Source organism: Fulvivirga ligni, assembly GCF_021389935.1.
Lineage (GTDB): Bacteria > Bacteroidota > Bacteroidia > Cytophagales > Cyclobacteriaceae > Fulvivirga > Fulvivirga ligni.
Genome location: NZ_CP089979.1, coordinates 4,552,494 through 4,565,417 on the forward strand (window position 1 = coordinate 4,552,494; position 12,924 = coordinate 4,565,417).

At 42.7% G+C, this 12,924-nt stretch carries 3 protein-coding genes; all 3 read right to left on the reverse strand.

Annotated elements, in window-relative coordinates:
- Window positions 1-34: 34 nt before the first annotated feature.
- The 3 genes from LVD16_RS19140 to LVD16_RS19150 all read right to left on the reverse strand — a co-directional run bounded on the left by LVD16_RS19140 (window position 35) and on the right by LVD16_RS19150 (window position 12,616).
- On the reverse strand, window positions 35-2,812 hold the full coding sequence (locus tag LVD16_RS19140) for a galactose-binding domain-containing protein (protein WP_233769894.1): 2,778 nt from the start codon (window positions 2,810-2,812) through the stop codon (window positions 35-37).
- A 181-nt stretch (window positions 2,813-2,993) separates the two neighbouring features.
- On the reverse strand, window positions 2,994-8,027 hold the full coding sequence (locus LVD16_RS19145; RefSeq protein WP_233769895.1) for a glycosyl hydrolase: 5,034 nt from the start codon (window positions 8,025-8,027) through the stop codon (window positions 2,994-2,996).
- 80 nt (window positions 8,028-8,107) lie between these two features.
- Window positions 8,108-12,616 (reverse strand): glycosyl hydrolase, encoded by a 4,509-nt coding sequence (locus LVD16_RS19150; protein WP_233769896.1) that lies wholly within the window; start codon window positions 12,614-12,616, stop codon window positions 8,108-8,110.
- Window positions 12,617-12,924: the final 308 nt, after the last annotated feature.

Consider the following 12,924-nt stretch of genomic DNA (forward strand, 5'->3'; position numbering starts at 1 on the left):
TCCTGAGACAGCTTCACCACCACTGAGCAGTTTCCTACTCTTTTATAAATCTTAAGGTTGTAGTAGATGAACCTTTCACTCTGATCATATACACACCAGGACGAAGCTGACTTACATCTAGAGTGATTTGCTTATCATCCACCTTATGGGTCATCATTTGCTTGCCTGATAAAGTAAGGATTTCCACCTGATCACCTGATTTAAAATCGGCAAGCTGAAGGTGTAGCTCCTGATCTACCGGGTTTGGATATAACTGTGCCTGAACTGGAGTTTGGTCACTCGCTTTTCTGGCACTCGCTCCCTGTGATGCTCCGAATACTTCCATTTCCCAAAGAGAATAGCCGTAACCAGTACCTCTGCTTATTCCTTTCATCCATACATAACGGCCAGAAATAGCTGAATTAGTGGATACTTCATCAGTACCTCCATCTCCATTATTTACAGTAGCTATTACCTGTGAGGCATTAATATCTATATTATTTCCAAGCCTGATCTCATAGGCTGAACCATAAGCAGCTTCCCACGATAGATTCACTTTACAAACATTGTAAGTGCTTCCTAAGTCTACTCTTATCCATTCGTTATTAGTAAATGAACTTCCCCATCGGGTATTTCCATTTCCATCTACTGCGCTAGAGGCTGTAAATGGTCCTTCAGCTGAAGAAGAGGCTGCCGCTTTATTTAAGGCGATATTCTGCGTTCCGCAATTTCCTGGATTCGGATTATTGCCCGCGCTTCCATATACTTCCATTGAGAAAATAGAATAACCATAAGCCGTGTTTCTTACTGTGCCATACACTCTCACATATCTTCCTGAGCCAGATAAGCCGGTAAGATCATTTGAAGTACTGGTATTATTGGTCACCGTTTTAATGGTTTGCCAGTTGTTTGCATCAGTAGAAACCTGAACCTGATAGTTCTTTCCTAAAGCTGTTTCCCAAAGGATGATTACTCTGTTAATGTTGTAGGTATTTCCTAAGTCCACATAAATCCACTGAGGATCAGAATATTCACTCTCCCATCTGGTTTGAGCATTATTGTCAAAAGCGTTATTAGCACCAAACGAGCCTACTACTGAAGAGGCCGTCCCTGGTCTGTTAAGAGCTAGATTAGCATTACTGCCATTCACTGTTACAGAAACAGAGCTCTCTGCGGTAGCACCCCCATTATCAGTAGCTACCACTCTCACCTGATGAACACCTGCACTAACGTTATTCCACTGATAAGTGTAAGGTGCGCTATTATCTGTGTGAAGCAGCTGGTTTCCATCATAAAAAGATACCGATGTGATATATCCTCCTTCTGAATCTGAAGCGTTAGCAGCTAGCGCAATACTGGCCGGAGCAGAATAAGTTTCTACACCCGTAGGAGAAGTAAGGGCAACAGCAGGACGAGGGTTGAAATTCTGACCATTGGAATATACTCTCACCCAGTCAATATATACATCTACCGGGAAAGTAGCCTGATCTACAATAGGACCACCATAAGTCTGGCCTCCGCCACCAACACCGGCACTTAGAATAGCATACATTTTATGTTCGAATGGGTGCCATTCTGAAAAGAGATTAGAAAACTCTGAAACCATAACTCTTCTACCATTAATGATTTTGATGTTCTCTTCATTTTCACCGTCTAAGGCAAAGCCGTCACCATCATTAAAATAATGGATGTGGTATACGTTACCGTCAATAAAGAACTCAATTCTATCATCAAACCAGTCTATACCGTACTCATGCCAGTTATTGGAGCCCACGTTCGGATCATTAGTCGGTGCAGGTGAGCAACACTGATATTGAGGATTTCTCAAAGCACTGCTCCATCTGGTGCTGGCACTTCCATCCACGGCGTTAGAAGCGGGTAGATCACTAGCTTGTAGTGACGAAGCCATAGCAGGTCTGTTTAAGGCCAGGTTTCCTGTATTTGGTCCATATACTTCAAACTCAAATATTGAATATCCCCAGGCGTTAGATCTTCTGGTGCCATACATTCTAACGAATCTGGCATTAACAGACCCGAAAGTAATTTCATCGATGCCACCATCTCCATTAGCTGTGGTGTGAACGGTATTCCAATTAGTACCATCAGTAGAAGTTTGAATAGCGAATGTTCTACCAGTATTTTCCCAGTTGATCACTACTCTATTCACTGCTCTTACTAAACCTAAATCTACCCTCAAGTATTCAGGACCATCAGGCACCTGTTGTTCTTCGAAACTGTAATAACCACCATGGTGACCGTGGTTCCACTCTGCCCATTCGTTATTATTCCAGTCCCACGCATAGTGCACAGTTCCCAAATTATACCTTGGAATTGAGCCTACATATTCCATAATATCAATCTCACCACCTTGAGGCCAGCTGATAGTGCTTTCTCCAGGGCGGGTTTCGTCGGGCATCATCCAGAAGGCAAAGCCCTGCCCCATGGTTCGCACATCTTGCGGCCACACTCTGGCAACGATTCTATGATTAGGTCCCCAGGATGCTTTACCTGCGGTATTAATTCTACCACTGGTATACTGTCTGTCCATGAAATTTTCCTTTCTGGTGGTAATGCGAAGGGCACCACCATTAGCCCCAGAAATACCTTGCTCGATAGCCACATTTTCAGGTCTGTCTGTGGCCCTGTCCAGCTGACCAGTACCCCAGTCACCATTTACTCCTGTGCCTGTTTCATAACTCCATTTACTTAGGTCCAGGCTTTGACCATTAAATTCATCACTCCAGATGAGCTGCCATTGTTGTGCGGACGCACTGAGGCTGCCAAAAATTAGGCATAGCAATACTAGTACACCTTTTGGTTTTAGGTTATCCATAATTTTACGTTTAGATTATTTAATTAGTGCATTTAGGATTATAGCACTTGAAATGATTAACTGAACTGCAGCAGGCAAGGAAAATCCTTACACAAGTTTAACATAGCCCTGGCCAATGAAGGCCAGGGCTGCGGTCAACGTTAGGTTAACCACACACTAAACTTGCCGCTGTTCAACTAATTTATTGTTTGATAAATCGCATGATCTTTTTCTGCGATCCACTTACCCTAAGCATATATACCCCAGGGTTTAACTGACTGATGTCAATGCTGATCTGACGAGACTCCAAAGGTTTGTTAATCAATTGCTTACCCTCCAATGAAAGGATATCAATCTGATCACCAGCTTTAAAGTTCTCTACCTGTAAATTTAATGTTTGATTCGCCGGGTTCGGGAATAGGTTTACATCAGATGAAATCATGTTATCATCGGTAGATGTTCTTGCAGATACAGTAAATGATGCTGCTCCTCCATAAACCTCCATTTCAAATAATGAATATCCATAAGGAAGGGCTCTGGTAATTCCTTTCATCCAAAGATACCTGCCCGTAACACCACTATCAGTGCTTACCTCATCTGTGTTGCCATCACCATTTGAAACCGTAGCGATGACTTGAGAAGCGTTAATATCCGTGCTGCTTCCTAAGCGAATTTCATAGGCTGAACCATAGGCTGCCTCCCAGTGAAGCATCACCTTACAAACTGAATAAGTATCGCCAAGGTCTACTCTAATCCACTCATTATCAGCGAATCCACTACCCCAACGGCTTCCCATGTTGCCATCAAAAGCATTGTTAGCCGCAAATGGCCCTTCCGCTGATGACGCTACTGCCGTTTTGTTCAAGGCGATGTTTGTAGTTCCACAACCTACAGGAGCACTTGCTACTGTCACATTCACTTGTGATGCAGGACTATTTGCTGCACCATCGTTCACTACCAGGCTGAAAGTGTACGTATTTCCGGCAGAAAGTCCGGTAACGTGTGTAACTGCAGATGCAGGACTTACGATAGTCGCAGAAGGTCCACCAGTTTGCGTCCCGCTGTAGCTTAAAGCAGAAGGTCCACTATCAGGATCGCTGCTGGCTGTGCCATTCAAGGTAGCTGAGGTAGCCGAAGAGGCCAATGATTGATTACTTCCTGCATTAGCTACTGGAGCCTGATTCACAGGACCAGAATTACCATACACTTCAAACTCCCACAATGAATAACCCCATGGATGAAGTTTATTGGTACCAAACATGGCAATATATCTACCTGAACCACTTAAACCAGTAAGTTCATCTATTCTGGCAGCATCTGCCATTCCAGTTTTGGTAGAAATAATTGTCCAGTCACCACTGTTAGGGTCTGGCGTGCTGTTGGTGTTACTCACCATAACATAATAACTTTCAGCGCTGGCTCGCTCCCAGTTAAGTACTACTCTACTAATGCTGTAAGTTTGCCCCAAATCAATTTTGATCCATGATGGACTTTCGTAGGCACTTGCAAATCTGGTTTGCGTATTACCGTCATTAGCATTACTGGCAATGTATCCTCCTTCCACTGTTGAAGCTGTAGCCATTTTATTGAGTGCCAGATTATCCCCAGAAGGCTGACCACTCACTGTAACCTGACTTTCAGCAGTGTCAGAAAGCTGTCCATCGCTTACTGTTAATACTACAGTATAGTTTCCGGCTGTGCTATAAGTATGAGATGCGGTTATGCCCGAGGCGGTGTTTCCATCACCAAATGCCCAATTATAGGTAAGGTTATCACCATCAGGATCTGTAGAGTTGGCAGCATCAAAACTAACAGTTAGGGGTGCTTGCCCGCTAGCGTTATTAGTGGTAAAGGCAGCAGTTGGCGCCTGGTTAGAGGTACCTGATCCGCTAACATCAAAATAGTTAATGTTAAATCCTCCATTTGCAGATACTAATCTGATGGTATGATTTCCTGTAGGAATAGAAACGGTAGCAGTTACATCCACCCAGGTTTGCCATCCACCAGTTGCTCCAAATGAAACGGTTCCTTGCTGTGCTCCATCCACCAAAACATTGATAGTGCCACCTTCAGATTCACTAGCCACACGGAAGTCAATGTCAAAAGCTCCACCAGTAGTAGCGGTTACTGAATACTCCATCCAGTCTCCAGCCTCTATTTCAGAGATATTTAAGAAGCCTTCCGAATCTTCAGTAAGCTGTGGTCTGATGCCACTCATAGCAGCATAATCTTCTGCTTCAATTAAGCCAGGAACCTCATAATAAACTGAAGGGTCATGCACTGGCATGTTTACATAAATTTGTCCTACTTCTGAAAGTACACCTTGCTGCGGCTCAAATAAGCTCATGTATGGCGCTCCCTGATGACGCGCAATAAACCAGGCATACTTCTCTACATCTGGATCATTTTCTAAATAATCCACTGAATGCACCATATATGCTTTCTGATCTTCCACCGTAGGATTGTTTTCCCAGTTACAAAACTCTGTAACCCAGATAGGTAAGTTATACTTTTTGAAAAGACCAACATACCATTCAAAAGCTCCCACCGTACCCATATAAGAGTGGATAGAGATAGCATCTACCTGACAATCCTGGCAAGCAGCGAAGAAATCATCTAAGTATTCGATAGGATCATAGTAGGTAGTACCATTTTCTGTGACACAATTACCACAGAAGTTCATGGCCGGGCTCACAATTTTAATGTTAAACTGATCTGCAATAGCTTCTAATCTTGGCCACTCGGCAGCAGCTTGAGAAGGAGTCATATTCGCCTGTTCCAGGAAGTTAGGCTCATTCCAACCTAAAATATATTCTGCCTCTGGGTGATTCGAGAGCCAGTTGATAATCTGCTGCTCATTCACACCACCGTTCCAGGCCATTGGCACATAATCCACACCATAATTCAGGTGGATATCGCTTACATTATTGCTTGGCTGAGTACCCCAGTTATACCACCAGCTAATTCCAGGTGCTAAAGCAGCAAGATCAGCCTCAGTAATGTTATTTGCTCCTACACCTCTCTTGGTGCTTTTTACAACACCATAGTTATCCTTTACGAAAATGGCATAAGTAGCAGTAGATGAAGTAGCACTATCGGCCACTGTTAATGTTACAGTATAACTACCGTTTTGAGTAAATGTATGATCTGCAGTAATACCTGTGGCTGTGCTACCATCACCAAAATCCCAGGCGTAAGTTAAGGCATCACCATTCACATCATAAGACTGACTGGCATCAAAACTTACAGCTAAAGGTGCAGGACCACCTGTGGTAGAGGCTGAAATAGCAGCCACCGGCGGTCTGTTGATTGGAGGCTGATCCGTACCTGGATCATCCGCAGCTTCTCCACCTGAAAAGTAAATATTATCAATAGCAATATTGCTGATTTCAGAAGTTCCTAAAAGCTGGAATAACTGAGCCATGTTCATAAGGTCTAAATCACCAGCAAGTTGCTGTGAAACGGGAATAGTAATCTCATGCCACTGGCCATCTCTGGCAAAGCCATAAGGATCCTGACCGTTTCTAAACCATATCCATTTTTGGCCTACATTATCAACATTGCCACTTTTCATTCCTACTCTAAAGTCTTCTGTAGAGGTAGTTTTCATTGAAAAATGGAATTCCCCATTAGGGTTATCAAATGCAGATAAGTTATAAGGTACTCTCGCAGTAAGCCCTAAACCATACCATCCTTTGCCTGTAGACTGGAATGATAATGCAGAATTTCCTTCAGCTGGTGTGGAAGGAATAGTTTCCAAAGTGCTCTCCCAAATGAAAAGATCACCATTCACACCAAAACCAAATGATCCAGCAGTCTGATTTTCAGCTGTTTCTGTATATACACCGAAGCTTCCATACTCTGGTGTAGGTAATGCAATGCTTTCTGACCAATAAATATCATCAAAAGCGATATCCATGTCGGCTCCAGGATCATCTCCACTGGCAGCAAAGAGCATTTTCACGGTATTGAAATCTACATTGCTAAATTTGTAAAGAGGAATTGCTACCTCATGCCACTGTCCATCTCTTACCAAACCATATTGCTCGGCACCATCTAAAAGATCAACACCTGAACCATCGGCACCCGTACTGGCTATGCTTATAGCAATCTTACCTGTATAGGTGGTTTTGCATTGAAAATGTAGATATCCGTTTTTGTAGTACTGCATATTTTGGTCAGCGGAATTGATGCCCATACCCCACCAGCCACCAGCAGGAACTGTGTAAGCCAAAACACTTCCACCTTCTGCAGGATCTGTAGAAGTAGTGGTCATGTTATTCCAGATGTATAAGTTTGTGCTGGCATCTCCGAAGTTTAAAGACTCATTCACATTTGTAGTTTCAGTGAATATGCCGAAGTTGCCTCTGTGAGCCAGTTCCTCACCCAAAAACATCTCTGTGTATTCGTTCTCATACAATCTCACATAATCCACATACATTTTTCCTGGGAAAGGAGCAGTAATCTGAGCAGGATCAGTGATTTCTACAAAGTTAAAACCACCCACAGCCAGGTTCATGATAATGTAGTTAGGATTATGAAATTCTGACAAGTTAGGATCAGTAATATCCATGGTGAAATATTCGATATCATCAATACTGATAACGATCTCTGAAGGAGTCCATTCGCACTTAAATGAATGATAGTCCTCATAAAAGTTAGAGCTTATGGTGGTATGATCAGAGAAATCTGCCTGAAGCCAGTCACTCCAGTCACCTGACTCATGCCACCAGTGAAGTGCTGCTGAAACGGATTTATTCACTGTACCATCATCAATGGCTGCTTTATAACCTACTTCCAGAATATCAGTTTCGCCACATTTCGGCCATCCCACTTCACCGAAGTTACTCCCCATCATCCAGAAGGCAGGCCATAAACCGTTGGCCACATCAGGAAGTTTAATTCTGGCTTCTAATGTTCCATATTTAAAAGCAAACTTTCCTAAAGTTCTTAAACGAGCAGAGGTAAACTGCTTGCCTTCATAGTTTTCTCTCCTGGCAGCAATCACCAGATTACCATTTTCAATGTAAGCATTGTCCGTAGAGGCGGTGTAAAATTGTAATTCCCCATTACCATTTCCACTTCCCCCTGTGTTAAATGACCAGGTAGACTGGTCTACGGTGGATCCGTTAAATTCGTCGGACCACACCGGATCCTGGGCTTGCGCTGTCATAAAACAGAGCCAGCTGAGCCCAAGAAGTAGTAGTTCACGTTTACCAAGTTTAGTTTTTGTCATAGTAGTAGTTATTTATCATTTAGAAGTAAAAGTTAAGGTTCATCAGGTGCATGAGGAGCACCTGATGAGCCTGTTTAGAATTATTGTTTTTGAAATTTATAAACTCCTTCCCTACCTATAATCTGAAGTAGATAGAGGCCAGGTTGTAGGCTTTGTACATTAATTAAAGTTTGTTTAGCACCTTCTGCCGATTGGCTAATCACCTTTTTACCATCCATTGAAATCACTTCCAGCACATCTCCCACTTGCATTTCAGGGTGGAAAACATGTAGCGTAGAAGTAACTGGATTAGGATAAATCATAACTTTATCATCAGTCATCTGATCACCAGCTGTTCGAGCGGCCGCACCCGTAACGGTGCCCCAGCTGAATACCTCCCAGCCTCCTATGGCTCCTCGGTTGCAGTTCATGGCGGCTCCGCCATTTTCAGAGCTCACATAAAGATTGTTGCTGCCTCTTAAAGCCACAGAAGAACTTCCTTGAGAAACCCAGGCAAATCTGGTATTGGCAGACATGCTGGTAGCGTTACAATACATTGGGCTGGTGGCCGTTACGTACTGACCATTAGAACCACGAAGTGCAACCAGTCCACCACCGGCATCTACAACAGTAAACTGCTCCCATCCTGCTACACCTCCACGATCACACATCATAGGTGCACCGCCATTTTCAGAAGACACATAAAGGTTATTACTACCTCTTAACCAGATAGTTGCTCCGATGGGAGCTCCTGAATTGTTTCCGCTTTGTACCGTAATTACCTGAACCTCATTGTCACTTAATTGTCCATCCGAAACTGTTAAGGTGGCGTTATAGCTTCCTGCACCACTATAAGTGTGAGATACTGTTTGTCCGCTTGCTGTAGATCCATCTCCGAAATTCCAATTATAGGTGAGTGGATCATTGTCAGGATCTGATGAGCTGCTACCATCAAAGCTTACAGTAAGTGGTGCATTTCCACTATTGGTGCTCACCGTGAAATTTGCCGATGGCGCATTATTTTGAGAAGTGCCGCAAGTGGTGCCACATACATCAAATTCAAAAATAGAGATACCATAAGGATGCAGCTTATTGGTAGCATACATCGCCACATATCTACCACAACCGCTGAGACCAGCAATATTATCGGTTCGTGCGGCATCCGCCATTCCGGTTTGAGTGGATATAATATTCCAGTCAGCACTGTTGGGATCCGGGGTGCTGTTTACATCAGAAACCATAATGTAATAGCTCTCTGCCGAGGCTCTTTCCCATATTATGCTCACTTCAGAAACATCATTTCTTGAGCCCAAATCAACCTTCAACCACTGAGGTATTGAGAACTCCGAGCTCCATCTTGTACCCTGATCACCATCAATAGCGTTAGCCGCTGTAAATGCTCCTTCCTGAGAAGAAGCAGAAGCTCCACTTAGAGTAATGCCATCACATCCCTGGGGTTGCGACTGCATTGTAATGGTTACATCATCATAAGCACTATTAGCATCATTATCAGTAGCCGACAATCTAAACACATAAGTTCCTGCCACTAAACCTGTTACCTGAGTTGTTGCAGATGATGGGCTGGCAATATTGGCTGCAGGACCGGAAACTTTGGTCCAGTTATATGATGTGATGCTACCATTATCTGTAGCTGATCCATTTAAGGTTACAGTGTTGGTAGGTAGCGTAACGGTCTGGTCGGGGCCTGCATTAACCACCGGAGCTGGATTATTACCAATTTTAGAATTGTAATACTGCTTAGGACCAACTGTAACTGTTTCAATGACAGCTCCATTTTGATAGATATTTACATTCTTGCTGGAGCTGGTGTAATTATATACCAGAACTGAAAGTTCACCATTGGCATCTTGAAAAACTCCACCTGTAGCCAGACTGGTATGATAGCCTTCTGCCGGTAAGCCGTAGGTTAAGCTGGCATTAGAAATATAATAGTTAGTAGCTGAATTTACATGGGTAGCCCAATCTCCACCTTCTTGGGTAATGAGCTGATCATAGGTAGAAGCAACAAAGGCAGGGTCATAGGATTGGATATAATTCAAATGATACCCTCCCAGATACGGTCCCATCTCCACGATATTGGCATAAGGGTCAGTAGTACCGATCTCACCAAACTCTACTCTATCCTGCACCATGGCACTCCAATCACTAGCGGCCTTGGCTGGCTCTCTACCTAGATAGTAGCTATAGAAAAAGTCAGCCGGAACAGCCTGAATACCGAACGCCCAGGCAGGATCTCCATCAAAGAAAGTAGCCATGGCCATGTTATTAGCTTTCAGAATACCCACATAATCAAAGGCATATTCATCTGGCATATCACCATTTCTATCAAACCAATAATCTTGCGTGGTGATCCCCTCCAGCATAAAACCAGTGGCTCCGAGGCTGAGTATCTCATCATCTTCTAAGGCTATACCTAGCAAATAAATACCAAACCATGAATGCATAGCTTCTGAAGTAGACTCCTGATTATTACCATCTACACCACTGCCAATACCTCCAGCCCAACTATGGCCAGCATAAGGATCAAAGTTTCGTAAAAATGGCTGTCTATCCGTGTCATTCACACCATAGCGTTTCCAGTTAGCATAAGACTTGGCTACTTTTATTACCATGTCACCATATTGGTTTTTGAAGTCCTCGTCAACCATCATTAAACGAGCAGCACCAGTGATAAAATAGCCATAGTGGAAGTGTAAATCATTGAAAGCCTGAGAACCAAAACCTACAGGAAAGCCTATTAAAGCACCAAACTGAGGATATTCTGCAAAGAAATAACGACCAGCACCAGACTCTGAGGTTGTGAATGTTAACCAATTGATAAGTTCTTGCTTTATATTATTCTTAATGGTCTCATAACCAGGATGCTGCAGTTCTTTAGCCATCAGCATAATGTTAGACTCCTCACCAAATCCTTTAGCGTAGGTATTGCCATTATAATCTTCAGACACATTGATTTTCGCACTTAAGAGATCATTCAATCTTTGCTGCTGTGTGCCATTTAAATCCAATGGTTTTGGTAGATAAGGAGGCATTCCTCCAAATTGATAGGTAAGATTGAAATTTTTACCCTGTGTTGTATGCATAGTGCCATACATGGTTTCATAGTCAGCCCCTCCTATGAGAGAATAGCCACTGGTATTTCTGTAATGATGTGGCTGTAAGGCCAATAAGGTTTCACCACTCTGAGAGCCCGTTTCATAATTGGCTGTATTAAATTGAAAAGTGGTGGTGATATTTCCACCTGCCTGATCATAATTCCAGTTGAAAGTAGAGGCCGTTATCTTGTTTCTTGAAAAGTTATCATAGGTGGATATTAATGATTGAGATGGAATGGCAGAGATGACCACGTATTTTGGAGCACCAGCTGGGATTACAGGTACATAATTACCTGCGGGTGATTTTTCAAATACAGTACCGTTAGGTGCATGTATACCGAACAGCTTGCCCTCCACAGCCACCACCAGTGTGTTACCATTATAAGGAAATGAGCTGACCGCTGCACCAGTACCTGTATATTCATCAGTAGCATCAGAGCTGGTTTCGATAATTGGGTCAACTTCATTTAAATCTATGTAAGTGTATGGCACACCATGATACACTGAACCATCCATGTAATGAGACTGATCATCTTCTAATCTAAAGACAAATCCCAGGTCTGACCAATCATAAGCTTTAGCATCTTGGGGCCAAAAGCTATTAGAAAAAGAACTGCTCACATCAGGACTGTTGCTGAAAACTATATTATCACACAAGGTAAACCCCCAGCCACCAGAGCTAGCATCTACAATTCTTATTTGAGCCGCCTGACCTATATAGGCTGATACATCGAAGCGCTTCCATTTTAGATTAGCACTGTTCTCACCTGTCTCGGCTAATACTCGGTTGCCATTGATGTATAGGCCCAGGTAATTCAAGTCAACATTGTTGCCTCCACCCAGCAGAAAATGGATATAATTCTTTGTAATGGTAAAATTAGGTGACGTCAAGGTCATTTGTGGTCCATCACCTTTATAGGTATTGATAAATCTATCTCCTAAAAATCCCTGCGGTGTAGGTGATTGAGTGAAGTCTGCCAATGACACCGGACCTGGATAAGGAGGGTTTGCAGAAACCGACCAACCAGCCGGATAGTTACTTGATTCAAAATCTGCAAATATTTCCGTATCTCCTGATTGATTGAGATCCACTGATCCCTTCACGGTAATGCTTGCACCATATATTACTGACAAACCACGTGAGTCAAACATAGCAAACGATTGCGGCAATGACACTTTAATACCGTTTGCAGTTCCTTCTACACGCTGAGGCCATACCTCAAGGTTACCAGTATATTGATCGAAAATTGTAGCGGTCCACCAATCATTGGTAGGTATAGGAGCAGATTGTTTGTTGGGGTGTATATGCCATGGCCAACCATCGGATAATTCGCGATAGGTTTTGCCGTAATAAGCGCCCTCATCCCAGACACTGGAGGGTGGACTATCAGCAAAACTACCAGAACCAAGACCAACCGGACTTTGTGCATTTACATTGATAAAAGAAATTAAAGCCAACCACAACAGTAAAAGTTGTGTATTCCTTTTAATCATGAGTATAGGTTTAGGTGTAGCGTTGTATCAAAAACCTAAAAGTTTATAAGCACTTCTTCGGTTTTAATAAATACAGTTTGCAAGCTAGTTGGAAAAGAGGTGGATTCCCATTTTTGACATATAACAACTACGTATCACACGTATAACAAACATGTAACAGTATTTTCATAATCCTCTGAAAATTAAGACTATGACAAATTATAGAGGAGAAATTAACCTTAACAGCAAACGATTTCTAAAAAAACATTTGGAAGATGTAACTCAGCATCCTATTTAAATATTATTTAATATTTAAGATTATATTTAGG

What these genes read in the sequence shown, in the direction of transcription:
- LVD16_RS19140 (WP_233769894.1), bottom strand. Translation starts at nt 2,812, where the DNA reads ATGGATAACCTAAAACCAAAAGGTGTACTAGTATTGCTATGCCTAATT.
- LVD16_RS19145 (WP_233769895.1), bottom strand. Translation starts at nt 8,027, where the DNA reads ATGACAAAAACTAAACTTGGTAAACGTGAACTACTACTTCTTGGGCTC.
- LVD16_RS19150 (WP_233769896.1), bottom strand. Translation starts at nt 12,616, where the DNA reads ATGATTAAAAGGAATACACAACTTTTACTGTTGTGGTTGGCTTTAATT.